The 17123-nt window shown below is 63.5% G+C and carries 16 protein-coding genes and 1 riboswitch; of the genes, 6 read left to right on the top strand and 10 right to left on the bottom strand.

The genetic code is table 11. The annotated features are described in order from the left end of the window. Positions 1 to 219: 219 nt before the first annotated feature. A complete protein-coding gene (locus PQR54_RS34420) occupies positions 220 to 681 on the top strand; it encodes a hypothetical protein (RefSeq protein WP_408253582.1) in 462 nt (153 codons plus the stop codon). A gap of 21 nt (positions 682 to 702) precedes the next feature. Here the strand turns inward: PQR54_RS34420 and PQR54_RS34415 are convergent, their stop codons facing one another. From PQR54_RS34415 to PQR54_RS34400, 4 genes are all read right to left on the bottom strand, one after another. After that, positions 703 to 2577, bottom strand: coding sequence for a glycosyl transferase family 1 (locus PQR54_RS34415; protein WP_408253580.1), 1875 nt, complete (start codon positions 2575 to 2577; stop codon positions 703 to 705). Positions 2578 to 2716: 139 nt separating this feature from the next. Next, the gene (locus PQR54_RS34410; protein WP_408253577.1) at positions 2717 to 3997 is read right to left on the bottom strand and encodes a DUF3443 domain-containing protein; all 1281 of its coding nucleotides are present in this window, start codon (positions 3995 to 3997) and stop codon (positions 2717 to 2719) included. A 58-nt stretch (positions 3998 to 4055) separates the two neighbouring features. Beyond that, positions 4056 to 4520, bottom strand: a complete 465-nt coding sequence (locus PQR54_RS34405) for a DUF2844 domain-containing protein (protein WP_408253575.1) — start codon at positions 4518 to 4520, stop codon at positions 4056 to 4058. 154 nt (positions 4521 to 4674) lie between these two features. Then, positions 4675 to 4983 (bottom strand): hypothetical protein, encoded by a 309-nt coding sequence (locus tag PQR54_RS34400; protein ID WP_408253573.1) that lies wholly within the window; start codon positions 4981 to 4983, stop codon positions 4675 to 4677. Here PQR54_RS34400 and bamC point away from each other — a divergent pair. After that, the gene (gene bamC / locus PQR54_RS34395; RefSeq protein WP_408253571.1) at positions 4982 to 6211 is read left to right on the top strand and encodes an NlpB/DapX family lipoprotein; all 1230 of its coding nucleotides are present in this window, start codon (positions 4982 to 4984) and stop codon (positions 6209 to 6211) included. The genes PQR54_RS34400 and bamC overlap by 2 nt on opposite strands. Before the next feature lie 180 nt (positions 6212 to 6391). Then, on the top strand, positions 6392 to 6547 hold the full coding sequence (locus PQR54_RS34390) for a hypothetical protein (protein ID WP_408253568.1): 156 nt from the start codon (positions 6392 to 6394) through the stop codon (positions 6545 to 6547). Between the two features lie 499 nt (positions 6548 to 7046). Here PQR54_RS34390 and PQR54_RS34385 read toward each other — a convergent pair whose 3' ends face one another. The 6 genes from PQR54_RS34385 to PQR54_RS34360 form a co-directional block, all read right to left on the bottom strand. Continuing rightward, positions 7047 to 7973 carry a DMT family transporter gene (locus tag PQR54_RS34385; RefSeq protein WP_408253566.1) on the bottom strand — a complete coding sequence of 309 codons (927 nt, stop codon included), beginning with the start codon at positions 7971 to 7973 and terminating at the stop codon, positions 7047 to 7049. A 441-nt stretch (positions 7974 to 8414) separates the two neighbouring features. Next, the gene (locus tag PQR54_RS34380; protein WP_408253564.1) at positions 8415 to 10013 is read right to left on the bottom strand and encodes an L-lactate permease; all 1599 of its coding nucleotides are present in this window, start codon (positions 10011 to 10013) and stop codon (positions 8415 to 8417) included. Between the two features lie 339 nt (positions 10014 to 10352). Then, positions 10353 to 10853, bottom strand: coding sequence for a hypothetical protein (locus PQR54_RS34375; RefSeq protein ID WP_408253563.1), 501 nt, complete (start codon positions 10851 to 10853; stop codon positions 10353 to 10355). A gap of 165 nt (positions 10854 to 11018) precedes the next feature. Beyond that, positions 11019 to 11231 (bottom strand): YMGG-like glycine zipper-containing protein, encoded by a 213-nt coding sequence (locus PQR54_RS34370; RefSeq protein ID WP_408253561.1) that lies wholly within the window; start codon positions 11229 to 11231, stop codon positions 11019 to 11021. Between the two features lie 257 nt (positions 11232 to 11488). After that, complete coding sequence (gene thiC, locus PQR54_RS34365) at positions 11489 to 13420, bottom strand: phosphomethylpyrimidine synthase ThiC (protein ID WP_116117759.1); 1932 nt, start codon at positions 13418 to 13420, stop codon at positions 11489 to 11491. A gap of 189 nt (positions 13421 to 13609) precedes the next feature. Then, positions 13610 to 13728: riboswitch (TPP riboswitch) on the bottom strand. 152 nt (positions 13729 to 13880) lie between these two features. Further along, positions 13881 to 14291, bottom strand: coding sequence for a GreA/GreB family elongation factor (locus tag PQR54_RS34360; protein WP_408253558.1), 411 nt, complete (start codon positions 14289 to 14291; stop codon positions 13881 to 13883). 440 nt (positions 14292 to 14731) lie between these two features. On the opposite strand from PQR54_RS34360, the gene PQR54_RS34355 reads away from it, so the two are divergent. From PQR54_RS34355 to PQR54_RS34345, 3 genes are read left to right on the top strand one after another with little or no spacing between them, the layout of a single operon-like run. Next, a complete protein-coding gene (locus PQR54_RS34355; protein ID WP_408253555.1) occupies positions 14732 to 15577 on the top strand; it encodes a DUF1223 domain-containing protein in 846 nt (281 codons plus the stop codon). Between the two features lie 30 nt (positions 15578 to 15607). Further along, complete coding sequence (locus tag PQR54_RS34350; RefSeq protein WP_408253552.1) at positions 15608 to 16249, top strand: cytochrome b/b6 domain-containing protein; 642 nt, start codon at positions 15608 to 15610, stop codon at positions 16247 to 16249. A gap of 40 nt (positions 16250 to 16289) precedes the next feature. Beyond that, positions 16290 to 17081: a molybdopterin-dependent oxidoreductase gene (locus tag PQR54_RS34345; RefSeq protein ID WP_408253549.1), complete on the top strand. Its 792-nt coding sequence runs from the start codon at positions 16290 to 16292 to the stop codon at positions 17079 to 17081. Positions 17082 to 17123: the final 42 nt, after the last annotated feature.

Raw genomic sequence — 17123 nt, 5'->3', positions numbered from 1 at the left:
ATGGGCCGCGCGTGGCCTGAATGCGGGCACGGGCAAAGTCCGAACGCGATTCGCAGCGTACCGCTCTGCGCGATCACAGAGACGCCGATGATCACCAGGATCAGCAAAAGCAGCGCGGTGCCGTAGCGCCGGATCGATGCGCCCAGCCGGCGCCCAATCCGCTGCCGGTGAAGCAGGCCGTAAGCTACAATTGCCGACGGCTTGAAAAACGGAACATCAATGAAGATTCGGATTCTCCCTCTCGTCTGCGTCACGACCGCTGCAGCGCTGCTGGCGGGCTGCACGGCCGTCTACAAGAACACGGACGCGTGCGAACAGTTGATGCGAAGCAAGCTGGCGGAAACGTCGCCCGATAAGCTCAAGATTACCCATGCCGCCACCGGTATTCACGGCTCGCGCGTGGTGGTCGAAGGATCGATCGAACATGCGGTCACACCGGCATCCGAGGCCGCGGCGGCGAGTGCGCCGCTCGCAGCTTCGGCGGTGGCTGCAGGTGCGGCGGGTGCGTCGGGCGCATCAGATGCGTCGGCAACCAAAGCGTTCTGGTTCAAATCTGCCAGGACGCAGAAGACCGTCACGCCGGCGGCCGCGGAGTGCACGTTCAACGGCCCGACGTTGAATGTATTCAACTGGCTCGCGCCGGCCAATCTGGTGACGCCGGCCACCAGCGCGACCGAATAGCGCAGCGCGCGGCGCTGAAACTCAAGCCATTGCCTCGTCTTGCCGGCGTTGCTTCGCCCGCAACCGTTCCAGCACGCATTCCGAGAACGCCTGCGGACGCCCTTCAAAGCAACGCTCCACTGCCCGCGTATCGATCAGACGCTGCCGCAAGGCCGTGCGCTCGTCGTGGGCGTCGATCATTCGCACGGCGGCGGCGATGTAATCCTCGACGCTCTCCGCCGTGGTCCACGACGGCATGCCCACGCGCTCGAACAGCGCGCCGTCGATCCGCTCGAACACTTCCGGCCCGCGCTTGCAGATGCCGGGCAAACCCAGCGTAAGCGCGTCGACGATACCGTTGGTATTGCCGAACGGAAACGGGCTGAGAAACAGATCGGAACGATTGACGCGCGCCAGATAGCCCGAGTATTCGTGAAAGCTATGTACGAAGGCGCGTGGCAGCGTCTGGCGGATCACATTGCGCATGCGTTCGAGGGGCAAACCAAAGGGCACGCCGCTCATGAAGTGAAACTGGACCGGCGTTGCCGCGCGCTCGCCGATTTCACGGCACGCTTCGAGAAAGCCGGGATTGAGCTTCATTGCGCTGGCCGTGATGACGATCTCAAGCGTTTCGCGTGACGGCGGAATCTCGGCGACGATGTCCGGCAGCGCCACCGACGGCCGGTACGGTTGGCCGTCTTTCGGCAGCTTCAACAGAGCTTCGCTGAAACAGGCTGGGTTGCCGACGTAGTCTTCCTCCACGCTGACGTAATCGATCTTGTCGGAGTGCGTTGTGGCCGGGTGGCCGAGGCCGGCGATCTGCAGCGGCGCAATGCGCAGGTTCGACATGAACACCGTGAGCGCGAACATGCCGACGCTCGGCATATAGAGCACGTCGGGCTGTTCCGCCTCGGCGAAATCGCGAATCGTTTTCAGACACTCGCCGATATATTCCGGCTCTTCCAGTTCGATGAAACGGTCGAACACCGCGCGCCCGATATCGTCGACAGCGTAGCCGAAGCCGAACGCCACCACTTCGAAATGCTCGCGCGCGGCTTCGAGCGTGAGCGAATGCGTGCGGTAGATGGAATGGGCGCCGCTGAACCACTCGAGCACGACCACCATGAGCGGTTTTTTGCCACGTTGCTTGCGGCTTTTCGCGCGCGCCAGTTTCGCCGCGGGAATATCGGTCAGTCCCAACTGGTCCAGCTTGCGGCGCACCAGCGCGTTAATGTCCCGCTTGATTTCGTGCCGCCGCGGCGTGTCCGCGTAGCTGCAGAACATATAGGCGTTATGCAGCAGGGCGGTGGGCAGGTCGTCGAGATCATCGATCTGCCGCAGTTTGCCGGGCAGCCATTCCATTAGCGCTTCGCGTTTGATATGCGCGCTCGCCGAGCCCTTGAAGACCGGCGCCAGCAGAACGAGTGCAAGACAGGCCGCGAGCGATTTGTCATAGGCCCACAGCGCGGCGAAGTCGAGTTCCAGTTCGGACTCGGTCGAATAGAGCACGCAGAGTTTCTCGATGAAGCTGTCGCCGGGCAGAAACTGCGTGTTGTCCGGACCACGCGGATTCAGGTGACGGCTTACGTGGTCCGCATTGCCGAACGGCGTGCAGGCAAACACCAGTCCGACCCATTCGTGCAGTGTCAGAAGCAATCTGAAGCACTCGGGCGGCAACTGGAATGTCGGGTCCGCGAACAGGGTCGAAGCCGCGCTCGCGAGGCGTGTGCAGAAGCGCTTGCGTTGCTCGGCGGGTGGCAGATCGGCCATGCCCGAGGCGCGAAAGCTGCCGTCCAGTTCGCCGCGCTTCTGTTGCAGCAGCGCCAGCGCGGCAATGAACTGGATCGCGGCTTTCACATGCTGCCGCGTGTAGACGAGCTGCTCGAAATGATCGAGCGAAAAAGTGGGTTCTTCCATCTGCCGACAAGTCCAGAATTTGCATGACTAACTAATTGAAATGGAGTTAGCCGAAGCGTGGAATTATCTCAGCCGATGTATCCCAAATCTGTTCGCCAGATGAGTTTGCGAAATTTCAGCGTCGAAAGAAGCCGTCGGTTCAGAACGCGTAGTAAGGACCCGGGCCCGCCGACGTCTCGCGCGACGCGATGGCGGTATAGACGCGTCGTCCGAAGAAGAACGGCAAGCCCCAGCCGAAGCCGCTGCTGGCCACGCCGGCCAGATTGTTGAACGCATTGTTCGACGACGCGAACAGCGCGCTCGAATTGCCGATCGCAAACGACACGGTGTTCGACGCGCCATCCGTACCGGTGATCGCGGCGTTACCGGCTTGAGTCGAAGCGGGGCAGTACCAGAAGCCGCACTGCGGGAACTGGCTCGTGCGGAAGAACAGCCCATTCGAACCGCTGTCGACATAGCTCTGCGAATAAGTCTGCCCGCCGCTCGTGGTGACGACGTAGCCCGTCACCGGATTCGCCTTGAGGACGCTGGCGCCGTTCAGCGTGTTGTTGGCCTGCGTGCCGATGCCGAAGATCATCGAACCCGATACGCTGGCCGCGCCGGCATCGGCGATGGCCGGCAGGTCGATCACCACGCCGTTGTTGTCGAGTGCAAAGCGGCTGACCGGATTGGTCACCTGCTGCGCGAGGGCTTGCGTGCTGGCAAGGCAGGCGCCGCCGGCGTCGCAACTGTAGTACCAGCGCGGCAGTGCGGCGCTCACGCAGCCGCCGCCGCAGTCGGCCGCGAACAGGCCCACGCCGAGAATGCCGTTCGAGCGCAGGCCGGCCACCGTCTGCATGGCACGGCCGGATCCCGCGCAGTCGGCGGGCACGGTGGGCAGCGCAGGATCGGCGATCGTCTGGATCGGGATCGAGGCGGCCAACTGGCCGGCCATGCGGACGTCCGCGCTGCGCACCGCGCCCCAGGTGTAGCCGCCGCCGAACACGGCGCATTCTCCCGCAATCCCGCTGCCCGACGCGATCGCCGCGAGCGGCATGTCCGCCGGCAATGCGGACGCGAGAATCCTGAGTCCGTGCGAGCCGGTGTCGACCTGGATATTGTCGATCGTCGCGCAATGGCTGGTGCCGGGCTGGCAGACGGTCACGCTCGTCGTCAGCATGTTGCGCGTCAGACCCGGCGCGGCGCTGACGGCGATCGGCTGGACGTTGGGCGTGTTCGACTGCGGCACCGAGGCGCCTGGACCGCTTGAAGCGGCGGGCGGCGCGGCGGCTACCGGCGCGCTGGAAGCGTCTGGGTTGCCGCCCGGTGCGGCCGAGCTGGTCTGGGACGTGGCGGCCGGTGCGCCGCCACCGCCGCCACCGCATCCCGCGAAGGCGGCGCAGACCAGCAGCAAGGCATAAAAGGAAAGGGCGGATTTCATGGCGTGGCGCATGGTCGTCGAGGCGTAGTGCTGAAGCCGGGTGCTTGTGCGGGGCGCATCACTGGAAATCGTCGGCCGTCACGCCGGGCGGCAGCGCCGTCGGCAGCCATGCGCGGCCCGCGTAGCCGCGCATTGGGCCGCCGGATTCCACGATTACGTCCGGCCGCGCCACCCGTGAGACATGCAGATTGCCGTCCGCTGTCGCCGCGGCCGCGCCGGTGCGATACGAGTCGGCGTACTTGCCGAGCAGCGCGCGCAAGTCCGGCATGGTTGGGCCTTGCCACGCGTAGGCGACGATCTGGCCGGTGTTCGTCGCGTACTCGGTGATGGTGGTGTTGCCCGCGTCGGTGAGCGTGCGCATGCGCAGCGCTCCGTTCAACATGGCGCGCGGCGCGCTGGCGCTCGCATCCGCCCTGGACGGCATGACGCCGCCCAGTTCGGCGCGCGCATCGAGGCTCGAGCACAACGCGGCAAAGGCAATCGCCGAGGCTGCGAAAGCCGGCGTAAGAGTAGGCAATGGCATGACGGTCGGTCCCGTGGCTGAAGCACTCGAAGGCTTCTGGTGATGTCCATTTCAAGATATCACTCGGGTTTTTGAACCGTTACTGGAAGCCGTATCCGGCTAATTTGGATATATCAAAATTGACCGTGGCGGGAAGTCGGAAAGTGCTGTCGAATCAATGATCTGACAATGGCGTAGGGCGCATCTGACAATGCGTTGGGAAATGTGGGCAATTGTTAAATATGCCGTGCGTGAGGTCGTTTTCAGGCGCGAAAATGAGGCTCTCGCGACTCACGGAAAGGTCGACAAAAGTGGACGCTTCGGTGTCCTTCTCGCGCGTCAATTCCGCGTCGTTTGCACGCGCCTCGCGCTGCTCAATTCGCGGGCAAACCCGGGTTTTTGCACATGACTCGCCGGGATCGGTAAAATGTTGGGTTGATCCACGGAAACTTGCCGTGGCGTAGCGGAAGGATTCCCCGAACATGACTGATCTTCGTCTTACCAAGCGGTTTGCAGTAATGCTGATGGCAGGCGGTCTGGTCGCCGGCTGCGGCACGTCGTCGCCGACCAAAGTCGACTACAAGAGCGACTCGAAATCGAAGCAGGTGTCACTTGCCGTACCGCCGAACATGATCGATGAGACGGCCGATCAGCGTTCGTTGCCCCCGCAGGGCGGCGAAACCTCGTTGTCCACCCTCAAGCAGGTTCAGGCGCAAGCGCCGTCGGCCAATTCCGTGGTGGTGGCGCCGGCGGTCAACGGCATGCATATCCAGCGCGACGGCACGGAAAGCTGGCTCGTCATCGACAACAAGGCGCCCGAACAGGCATGGCCGCAGATTCGCCGCTTCTGGCAGGAACAGGGTTTCCTGCTGGTGGTCGACCAGCGCGACAAGGGCGTGATGGAAACCGACTGGAACGAAACGCACGCGCAGATCAACGACGGCCTGATCCGTAGCACGCTCTCCAAGGCCATGGGCAACAGCTACGTGACCTCGGAGCGCAACAAGTACCGCACGCGTCTGGAAGCGGCGCCGAACGGCGGCACGTACGTGTTCGTCAGCCAGAAGGGCATGCGCGAGGCGCTGACCGGCACGAACAACGATTCGAGCACGTGGGTGGCCAAGCCGAACGATCCGGGCCTCGAGCAGGAATATCTGAAGCGGCTGATGGCGGCGCTGGCGCTGGCCGATTCGCGCTCGAAATCGGCTGACGCGCAAAACGCCGACCTGTCGGCCGGCGCGCAAACGGCGCCGAACGCGGCAACCGCGGGCGCCAAGTCGGCGGCTGCGGCCACGGCGGCGCAAAACGTCTCGCTGTCCGCCCAGCAACCCTTGCCGGATGCGGACGCGAACGGCACCGAAGCGCAGCTTTCGTCGACGGAACTCACGCTCGGCGAGCCGTACGACCGCGCCTGGTTGCGCGTGGGCCTCGCGCTCGACCGCAGCAACTTCACCGTCGACGACCGCGACCTGACCCGCGGCCTGTACTTCGTGCGCTATGTCGATCCGAAGGACATGTCGTCGGCGGAACAGGGCTTCTGGAGCCAGGTTTTCCACGGCAAGAAGGAAAAAGTTGCCAAGCAGTATCTGGTGAACGTGCGCGCGGTGACGCCTAATCAGACGCGCGTGGCCGTGGTCGACGACAAGGGCACGATCGACCAGAGCCCGCAGGCCAAGCAGATCATGAGTCTGATGGCCGACCAGTTGCACTGAGCAAGGCCGCCGCAGGCAGCGACGCTATCTGAAACCCGCCCGGAAAGACTCCGGGCGGGTTTTTTTATGCCTTTAGATTCCGGCAATACCTGGCCGACAAGCGATCGGCCGACGCATGCGCACGTCTTTTGCTTGATTCCCCGAATACCGGTCCGAGCCGGCGTTCAACGGGAGATGGCCATGTTCGACGTGATTCCTTACTGGATGTGGGCGGCGAGCTTGCTCGTCCTGGCGCTGGTATGCGGTGCAGCCTTGAGCCCGCGCGAATCGCGGAGGCCAACCGGCCTGCGGTTTCGCCATGGTGCGGTTCAGCGCACGAAGTGGCCGACGCTTTGAGCCAGCCTGTTGATGCGGTCGCCTCGTGCGGCCGCATGTAACGTGACGTTACCCCGGTGACGTTACTTTCCAAGCCTTCGTGAATACGTCCCTTCGTATCTTGCAGTCGCATAAAAAATCAATATAAATCAATAGGTTGACGCTAGTTTTTAACAATATGTGAAAACTGGCACACAAGCTGCTTTTACAGACTCAGGGGGCCGGATTGCATAACCCGGCGTGAGTTGGCGGCGAGTCTCGAGCGACGATCCCAAGCCATTCCAGACCCATTCCAGCATCGGCCGACGAACCGATGCTTCGCCCGATGACGGCCTGCGCGCGCAGCGCGCGGCCTCGGTGGCCCCGTCGCCTATCCTCGTAGGGCGACGGTTTCGCCCGCACTCCGACATGGAGTGCGGGCTATTTTTTTTGTGTTCGGGATTCGTTGCGGCCGGCTGGCGGCGGGAGAGATGAGAAGTCGGCGACGCCGGGGAAGCGTCGCGCGAAATGACGCGAGTTTTCAGGTATCGGCGCGGCGCGTGCCGACCCACGGCAGACGCTTGATCACGCCGGTGGCGAGCGCGGTGCCGACCAGGATCACGCCGCAGCCTTCCAGCATGCCGGGCGAGACGCCTTCGCCGAGAAACAGCGCGCCCCACAGAATGCCGAAGATCGGAATGACGAAGGTCACCGTAATCGCGCGCGCCGGTCCGGCCACCGCGATCAGATGGAAGAACAGCATATACGCGACGCCGGTACAGGCGACGCCGAGCGCGATCACCGCGCCCCATGCGTGCAGCGAGATCGGCGCCGCCGGCCAGTAGATCACGGCGAGCGGCAGCAGCACGATGGTGGCGCCGGTCATCGTGCCGGTGGCGACGGTCAGGGCGTCGACGCCGGTCAGATGGCGCTTGGTGTAGTTGGCCGCCATGCCGTACAGCAAGGTGGCGCCGAGCGCGGCGCCGGCTGCGAGCGCGGTGGTGAGCGGCGTGGCCGGCGTGCCGTTGGGCGCGGCGATCTGATCCCACACCAGCATCAGCACGCCGAGAAAGCCGATCACCAGACCGAGCGTGCGCAGCGCGCTCAATCTGTCGCGCAGCCACAGAAAACCGACCAGCGCGCCCCACAGCGGCGTGCTCGCATTGATCACGGACGTGACGCCCGCCGACAGCGTCAACTCGGCATAGGCGAACAGGCAGAAGGGCGCCGCCGAATTCAGGATGCCGACCACTAGCAGCGGGAAGGCGCGCGTGCGCAGGATCGTCGCGGACTGGCGCAGCGGACGCCGCGCGATCAGCACGATCGCGAGAAAGGCCGCGCCGATGCCGACGCGCAGCGCCATCAAAGGCGCGACGCCGAAATCGGTGACGCCAACCCGGATGAACAGGAACGAGGCGCCCCACAAGGCGGCGAGGATCAGCAACTGAAGCAGGCTTTTAGCATTCATCGAGGTGGCGCCACGCGCGGTTGAGTCGCGACGCCTGTGCATCGTAGCAGCGCAGTCGTGCGAAACGTTTCAGGCTGGAATGAAACGGCAAGATCCGGGAGACGGAGGCGTTTGATAATCGGTCATCGTAAGCGCAGCGGCGGCTCGCGCAAAACGAGCAATTCTCACGCTGATGTGAGAAATATTGCGATCAGGATGATGGAGCGCGGCTGAGATGCAGAGGTGGAGGAAAAAGCCTGGGCGCGCAACGTGAATTATTCTACGGCAGCGAGGCAGCGAGGCAGCGCATCGGCCGCGGATAGCCGGAGAACTCACTCGCGCCTGTTCCACCTGAAGCTGCGCGCTAGTGTTCAGGCGGCCGCTGCCCGCTACTCGAAGTGCATCGCGTGAGTCGAGCAAACGGGTTGTGCGGGCCGGACAGCCCGCACAACCCAACCCACCTCAATGCGGAATCATCCACTGCAAGAAGTTCTGCTGCAGCCACACCAGCACGCCGAGCAGCACCGTCAACAGAATCGAATGCTTGAAGGTTTTGGCGAACACCACGCCTTCCTTGCCTTTGAGTTCGGTGGTCGCCACCCCGGTCGAAATGTTCTGCGGCGAAATCATTTTGCCCATCACGCCGCCCGACGAGTTCGTGGCCGCCATCAGAATCGGGTTGAGATTCAGCTGATTGGCCGCCACCACCTGCAGGTTGCCGAACAGCGCGTTGCCCGACGTGTCGCTGCCCGACAGGAACACCGCGACCCAGCCGAGGAAGGCCGACACCAGCGGAAAGAACGGTCCCACCGACGACACGCCGAGGCCGAGTGTATACGTGAGCCCCGAGTAGTTCATCAGATACGCGAGCCCGACGATGGTCGCCACCGTCAGGATGGCGATGCGCGTCTGCACCCACGTGTCGGCGATGGCCGCGCCGAACTCGCGCGGGCTCAGCTTGACCACGGCCGCGGTAATGAGCGCGGCGACCAGGATCGCGGTGCCGGTGGCGAGCGGCTGGAAGTCCCACACCGCGCCGTACGGCGTGTTGTACAGCGTGATGAAGACGGCCTTGTCGAGCCCCGGCCACGGCACCTTGACGTCGCCGATCAGGAAGATTTTCGCCACGGTCCAGATGATCACCACCACCGACACGATGATCCACGGATACCAGCCCTGGCCGCCGCCGATCTTGCCGCGCACTTCGCCCACTCGGTCGATGTTGACCGCGAACTTCGGATCCGCCGCGGGCTTCCAGACGCGCAGGAAAGCGATCGTCACGATCAGCGAGACCATCGACGACAACACGTCGGTCAGGCTGTAGTTCACATAGTTCGACGCGACGAACTGCGTGAGTGCGAAGCTCGCGCCCGACACCAGCAGCACCGGCCAGACCCGCAGCATATTGCGAAAGCCCGCATAGACGCCGATCACATAGAAGGGCAGCAGGAAAGCGAAGAACGGCAACTGGCGGCCGACCATCTTGGCGAGCGAATCGGCCGGCAAATGGGTGACCGCGCCGAGCACGGTGATCGGCACGCCGAGCGCGCCGAAAGCGACCGGCGCGGTATTGAAGATCAGCGTGAAGGTGAGCGCTTCGAGCGTGGGAAAGCCGAGCAGAATCAGCAGCGAACTGGTGATGGCGACCGGCGTGCCGAAGCCCGAAATCCCTTCGAGCAGCGCGCCGAACGAAAACCCGATCACCACCAGCACCACGCGCCGGTCGTTCGGCAAATTGTCGATCATCCACATGCGAAAGGCCGCGAAGCGGCCCGAGCGTTGCGAGATGTTGTAAAGCAGGATCGCCGCGAACACGATCCACATGACCGGCCAGCAGGCGAACACCGCGCCCGCGACCACCGAATCGACCGCGAGTCCCACCGGAAATTGCCAGACAAAGATCGCCACGATCAAGCCGACGATCAACCCCGCGAGCGACGCCTGCCAGGCGGGCCGGCGTGCCCAGCCGAGCAGAAGCAGCACCACGATGATCGGCAACGCCGCGACGAGGAACGATGGCAATAGCGAGTTGCCGACAGGAGTGAGTAGTTGGTGAAACATCACGTCTCCTTCATTGTTGTTCGGACTCGACGCGGCACCACGCACTCCGGAGCGCGTCGCTATGGCATGACGGATGGGCGTCGCCGGCACGCGGGAGCGGCCGGGAGCGCTTTTTTAAACGGATACTGCATGTGGCTTACCAAGGATAGAACCCAGTCCGGCTGCGTCAAGAAGGGAAACTACGGGCGACGCCGATGGGCGCTGGGAGCGCGGCTTGCGCGGGCCGGACGATGCGGCACGCAGGCGCGCGATGTCGCGCAGGCACCGCACGGCACCGCGGGAATCTGCCGTGCAAGCGCATCGCGTGAAGATCAGTAGGTTGAACGGCGCAGGTTGGCGTCAGTGCCAATGGCCATGGCCGCCCCATCCGCCGCCGTGGCCACCCCAATAACCACCGAATCCGACGCCGATCGACACCGACGGTCCATACCAACCCGGATACCCGTAGTAGGCCGGGTAGACCGGTGGCGGATAGTAAACGGGAGCGGGTGCGACGTATACGGGCGGGGCGGCGACCGCGTATGTCGGCGGCGGGACTGGCTGACCTGTCTGCGCCTGTTGCAACTGCTGTGGTTGTTGTTGCTGTTGAGCCGCCGAGTAGTCGTCTTGCCCGACCGGGACTGCCTGTTGCGTTCCCGCTGCGGGAACCGCCGTCGCGTAATACGGCGAATAGCCCGCCGGATAGTAACCGTACGGGTAATAGCAGCCGGACAGCGTGAGCAAACAGACCGCGCCACCGAGCGCGATGCCTGTTTGCGAAAGACGTGGAAAAGACGGGGAAAAGCGCAGCGGCAACCGCTGGCCGATCGCACACACCGTGTTGATGAGGCGGGACTTCATGACGCGCTCCTGGTTGAATCGAACGCCGCAATCAGGGGCGTCATGTCATGAGCTTACGCCGCCTCTGGGCCAACAGGATTGCAAAACCGTAACGGCTTATTTCACCTCATTGCAGAGCGCGTCGCGACCTGTTGCCGTACCTTCATCGGCCCGCTTCAGTTGCCTTTACTTGCCCACCTCATGCCCGATCACACCGCCCGCCGCCGCGCCGCCGAGCGTCGACAGTGCATTGCCGCCGACCGCCGCGCCCGCCGCGCCGCCCAGACCCGCGCCGATTGCCGTGTCGCGCCCCTGGCGGCTCATGCCGTCACATGCGGAAAGGCTCACCAGGACGGCCGCGATGGCCGCAAACGTACCGATTTGACGTATCGATTTCATGATGTTGACTCCAGTGGTTATCGTCGGCAGTAAGCACCGCCCCTTGCATTTGATGGTATCGCCGCATTCTGTATCCGGATGTGTGCGCTTGTCAGCGAAACGACGGTTTCGTAATCAAATGTTGTCCTTCTTTTAGCACGTGGCGTGCCCGGGTCCCGCAAACGCAAAAGCCCGCCAGTGGCGGGCTTCGTTGCTGCAATGCAGGGGCCTGGCGGATCGGGTGGCGTAATAACGACGCCCGACCCGCGAGCCCAACCTTACTGCCGCTGATAAATCTCAGCGCCTTTCTTCATGAACTCGATCGACTTCACTTCCATGCCTTTCTTCAGCGCTTCGTCGTCGGTGACGCCTTGCTGCGCGGCGAACTCGCGCACGTCTTGCGTGATCTTCATCGAACAGAAGTGCGGGCCGCACATCGAGCAGAAATGCGCGACCTTGGCCGAATCCTTCGGCAGCGTTTCGTCGTGGAATTCGCGCGCCTTGTCCGGATCGAGACCGAGGTTGAACTGGTCTTCCCAACGGAATTCGAAGCGTGCCTTGCTCAAAGCGTTGTCGCGCACCTGCGCGCCCGGATGGCCCTTCGCCAGATCGGCGGCGTGCGCGGCGAGCTTGTAGGTGATGATGCCGGTCTTGACGTCGTCCTTGTTCGGCAAGCCGAGGTGTTCCTTCGGCGTCACGTAGCAGAGCATCGCCGTGCCGAACCAGCCGATCATCGCCGCGCCGATGCCCGACGTGATGTGGTCGTAGCCCGGCGCGATGTCGGTCGTCAACGGTCCCAGCGTGTAGAACGGCGCTTCGTCGCACCATTCCAGTTGCAGGTCCATGTTCTCCTTGATCAACTGCATCGGCACGTGGCCGGGGCCTTCGATCATGGTCTGCACGTCGTGCTTCCACGCGATCTGCGTGAGTTCGCCGAGGGTTTTCAGTTCGCCGAGCTGCGCTTCGTCGTTGGCGTCGTAGATCGAGCCGGGACGCAGGCCGTCGCCGAGCGAGAAGGCCACGTCATACGCCTTCATGATTTCGCAGATGTCTTCGAAATGCTCGTACAGGAAGCTTTCCTTGTGATGCGCGAGACACCACTTCGCCATGATCGAGCCGCCGCGCGAGACGATGCCCGTCATGCGCTTGGCCGTGAGCGGCACGTATTGCAGACGCACGCCCGCGTGGATCGTGAAGTAATCGACGCCTTGCTCGGCCTGTTCGATCAGCGTGTCGCGGAAGATTTCCCACGTCAGATCTTCGGCCTTGCCGTTGACCTTTTCGAGCGCCTGGTAGATCGGCACCGTGCCGATCGGCACCGGCGAATTGCGGATGATCCATTCGCGCGTTTCGTGGATGTGCTTGCCAGTCGACAGATCCATCACCGTATCGCCGCCCCAGCGGATCGCCCACGTCATCTTGTCGACTTCTTCGCCGATGGAGGAGGTCACCGCCGAATTGCCGATGTTCGCATTCACCTTCACGAGGAAGTTGCGGCCGATGATCATCGGTTCGCTTTCCGGGTGATTGATGTTGTTCGGGATGATCGCGCGGCCGCGCGCCACTTCCTCGCGCACGAATTCCGGCGTGATCGCCGTGAGACCGTTCGGGCCGAACGCACTCGCGCCGAACGCCTGGCCCGGGTGCTGGCGGCCCATCATCGCCGCGAGCTTTTCACCGTTCGGGCCGCTCGTCTTGAGACTTTCCAGATACTCGGCGCGGCGCTGGTTCTCGCGAATCGCGATGTATTCCATTTCCGGCGTGATGATGCCTTGACGCGCGTAATGCATCTGCGAGACGTTCTTGCCGGCGATCGCGCGGCGCGGTGTGCGATGCAGGCCCTTGAAGCGCAGATCGGCGGTGGCCGTGTCGGCGGCGCGCTCGCGGCTGAAGTCGCTGGAGAGACCCGTCAGCGCTTCGGTGTCGCCGCGCTCTTCGATCCAGGCCTGGCGCAGCGCGGGCAGACCGGCGCGGATGTCGATCTTCGCTTCCGGATCGGAGTAGGGACCCGACGTGTCGTAGACATAGACCGGCGGATTCTTTTCGCCGCCGAAGCTGTCGGGCGTATCGGCCTGCGAGATTTCGCGCATCGGCACGCGGATGTCGGCGCGCGAGCCGGTCACGTAGACCTTGCGCGAATTGGGCAGCGGCGCGACAGCGGCTTCGTCGACGTGGGCGTCGGCGGAAAGGAACTTCGGATTGGCGTTCATCATATCTCCTGTGTCGACCGGAGTTGGCGCTTTAGCGCCTTATTCCGGTCCCATGCAGAGCACGACCAGAGTTGGCGCTTTAGCGCCTTACTCCGGTCCCATGCAGAGCATGGCGTTGTGTGGGGCGGCTAAGCAGGAGACGAGACGGAAGTAGTCGGAATTCGCGAGAGATGAGGCGATAAGGCTTGGGTGCGAAATCCGTACGCTTCCCTGCGCTGGCATTATCCAGATCAGGTTCAAAGGGTATTTCTCACCCACGCAGCACGGACCTCCAACCTCCGTGCGACGCAGGACCCCCGCGTTAGCAGCGCACACGATACACCGGCCGGCCGCTGCTTGGCAACCCATCTTGAAAATTCGAATGACGGAAATTGCAGCGGGCCGCTACGCGCTTCTGATGAATCGACGGGGCAGCCGGAGATGATGCGGCAGAACTTTTGCGTGACGTGCGGGGCGTTGCTTACAGCGTGAAATCGTCGGCGGCTTCGGGTTGAAACAGGATCTTTTCCAGCTTCAACACTTTCTCCGTGCCGCTCGGCGGCGTGAAGCGGATGCGCTCGCCGCGTTTGGCGCCGAGCAAGGCGATGCCGGCAGGCGAGAACACATTCAGGCGGCCGTGCGCGAAGTCCGCATTGGGCGGATAGACCACGGTCCAGGTCATCTGCTCGCCACTGGTTTCGTCGACCAGCGTGGCTTGTGAGTTCATCGTAACGACGTTGGCCGGAATCTCGCGTGAATCGACGATCACCGCGCGCTCCAGCACGTCGTCGAGCATGTCTTGCAAGTGCGCTTCCGCGCCGGGTTTGGCTGCGTGTTTCTCGAGACGGGCGACGTCGAGTTCGGTGAGATAACAGGTTTTCGTCTTTTTCACGACGGGTACTCCAATTCGATCTGCATTTGAGGGAACAGCGTGCGGATGAGATCGGCCCGGAGCCCGACAACGCGGCTCAGGCAATGGAGCGAGCAGCGTTAGATCGGGCGCCGGGCGGCGTGGAGCGGGAGCGTTCGGGACGGCTCGCCGACGTGGCGCGGCATGAATTCCGCGCGCGCGCAGCCGGTTGCGCGGCGGGGGCGCAAGCGGAAGAAGGCACGGGAAGTCGGAAAGTGCATCGAGGTAGCCGGCAGGTAGCGAAAGAGAGTCAAGAGGGCGCCGCCATTCATCTGACCGAATGCGCGCAATAGAAAGGCTAATGTTAGCACGCGAGTCGTGCATCGCCCGGCGCGTTCGCGCTGCAGGAAAAAAGTTGGAAACGGGCTGTCATAACCGGCCGTGCGGTTCGACAAACGTGCAGATCCTGATTGGAGCACGTCATGCAAACCGCCGGACCCCGCCGAGACGCTCGGCGTTTCACTCGAAGCATCGCGCTCGCAGTCGCGCTGACCACGTTTGCGACCAGCGGTCTCGCGGACGCGGCCAGCGCCATCTGCAGCGCGCATAGCCCGGCGCATCGCGTGGCGCTGGTCGAGCTGTACAGCAGCGAAGGCTGCAATAGCTGCCCGCCCGCCGACAACTGGCTGAGCCAATGGAAGAACAGCGGCGCGACGCAAAGCATCGTGCCGTTGGCGCTGCACGTCGACTATTGGAACAGTCTCGGCTGGACTGACCGCTTCTCGCAACATCGTTTCACCGAACGCCAGCAGACGCTCACCGATCTCGCCGGCGGCCACACCATCTACACGCCGGAAATCTTCGTCTCGGGACGCGAGCTGCGTAGCTGGTCGCAACGCGACAGTTTCGAGAGCCGCATCGGCCGGGTCGTCGCCGAGCCGGCGCAAGCGAACGTCGCGCTGGAACTCAAAGCGCAGCAGGCGTCGGGTGCGTTCAACGTGGCGGCGCAATTCACCAGCAAGCTGGCGGACACGGCGGGCCAACTCGAGGCCTATGTCGCCGTCTATGAAAACTCGCTGAGCTCGCAAGTCGGCGCCGGCGAAAACAGCGGCGTCACCTTGCATCACGAACGCGTCGTGCGGCAATGGATCGGGCCGGTGCCGCTCGTCGCGGGCAACGCACAGATTCGCCGCGATATCCGCATTCAGGACGCCGCCGCGGATGCCAACCTCAACGCGCCCGCCGACCGCTTCGGCGTGGTCGCCTTCGTCGAAAACAAGGCGACCGGCGATGTTCTGCAAGTGGCCGAGCTGGCCGCGTGCCATTGATCGCCGCGTCCGCGCTCACAGGAGAATTTCATGGCAACCCATCATGCACTTCGCGACACTGTGCCCTCGGCCGAGCCGAAAAAAAGCGGTGCTATTCATCCGCTGTGGGTGCGTCTCACACATTGGCTCAATGCGCTCGCGGCCATCTTGATGATGCTGTCGGGCTGGCGCATCTACGATGCCTCGCCGATCTTCCCGGCGTTCCGTTTTCCGCCCGGCATTACGCTCGGCGGCTGGCTCGGCGGCGCTCTGCAATGGCATTTTGCGGCGATGTGGCTGCTGGTCTTTAACGGCTTGCTGTATCTCGCATTGAACTTTGCGAGCGGGCGCTTCGTGCGCAAGTTTCTGCCGGTGTCGCCGCGCGCCGTGCTGCACGATTTCGTCGCCGCGTTGACCGGCAAGCTCTCGCACGCCGACTTGCGCGTCTATAACGCGGTGCAGAAATTCGCCTACCTGTTCGTGGTCTGCGATCTGATCGTGCTGGTGCTCTCGGGTCTCGCGATCTGGAGGTCGGTGCAGTTTCCGCTGCTGCGCGAACTGATGGGCGGCTACGACAACGCGCGCATCGTCCACTTCTGCGCGATGTCGCTGATGGCTGCGTTCATCGCCGTGCATCTGGTGATGGTGGCGCTCGTGCCGCGCTCGCTGCTCGCCATGTTGCGCGGACGCTGAGCCGAGCATCCGCCACAGCAAACGTTACGGATACCGAATCATGAACAAACCCGATCGAAACCCCACTCGTTCCGCCGGCCAGAAGCTCGACCGCGAATCGATCCTGATCGACGCCCGCCGCGAACTCGCGATGCCGTCGCGGCGTCTGTTCGGCAAACGTCTTCTGACGCTGGGCGGATTGTCGATGCTGACCGGTTGCTCGCTCACCGACGACGACTCGGTCAACACATTCCTCACCGCCGTCTCGCGCCTGAACGACCGCGCGCAAGCGGCGCTGTTCGACCCGAAGCAACTTGCGCCGACCTACACCGAAGCGCAGATCACGCGGCCGTTTCCATTCAACGCGTTCTACGGCATCGACGACGTACCCGAAGTGAACGGCGTCGACTACAAGCTGCAGATCAGCGGGCTCGTGACCGGTCAGCGCGTCTGGACATTGCCTGAGTTGTACGCGCTGCCGCACGCCGAGCAGATCACACGGCATATCTGCGTGGAAGGATGGAGCGCGATCGGCCGCTGGGGCGGCACGCCGTTTAGCGACTTTCTGCGGCGCATCGGCGCGGACACGAGCGCGAAGTACGTCGGCTTCAAATGCGCCGACGACTACTACGAAAGCATCGACATGCCGACCGCGTTGCATCCGCAAACGCTGCTCACGTTCTCGTACGACGGCGAGCGCCTACCCGCGAAATACGGCTTCCCGATGAAGCTGCGCATGCCGACCAAGCTCGGCTACAAGAATCCGAAGCACATCGTCGAGATGTTCGTCACCAACACGTATCCCGGCGGCTATTGGGTCGACCAGGGCTACAACTGGTTCGGAGGCTCCTGACGCGCGCGGGTCGGGGCCCCCGGGGGCGCCGCCCCCCCCCCC

The sequence above is a fragment of the Paraburkholderia phytofirmans genome, from assembly GCF_046028095.1.
GTDB classification, from domain to species: Bacteria; Pseudomonadota; Gammaproteobacteria; order Burkholderiales; family Burkholderiaceae; genus Paraburkholderia; species Paraburkholderia phytofirmans_A.
This window is presented reverse-complemented; position numbering and strand designations above follow the sequence as displayed.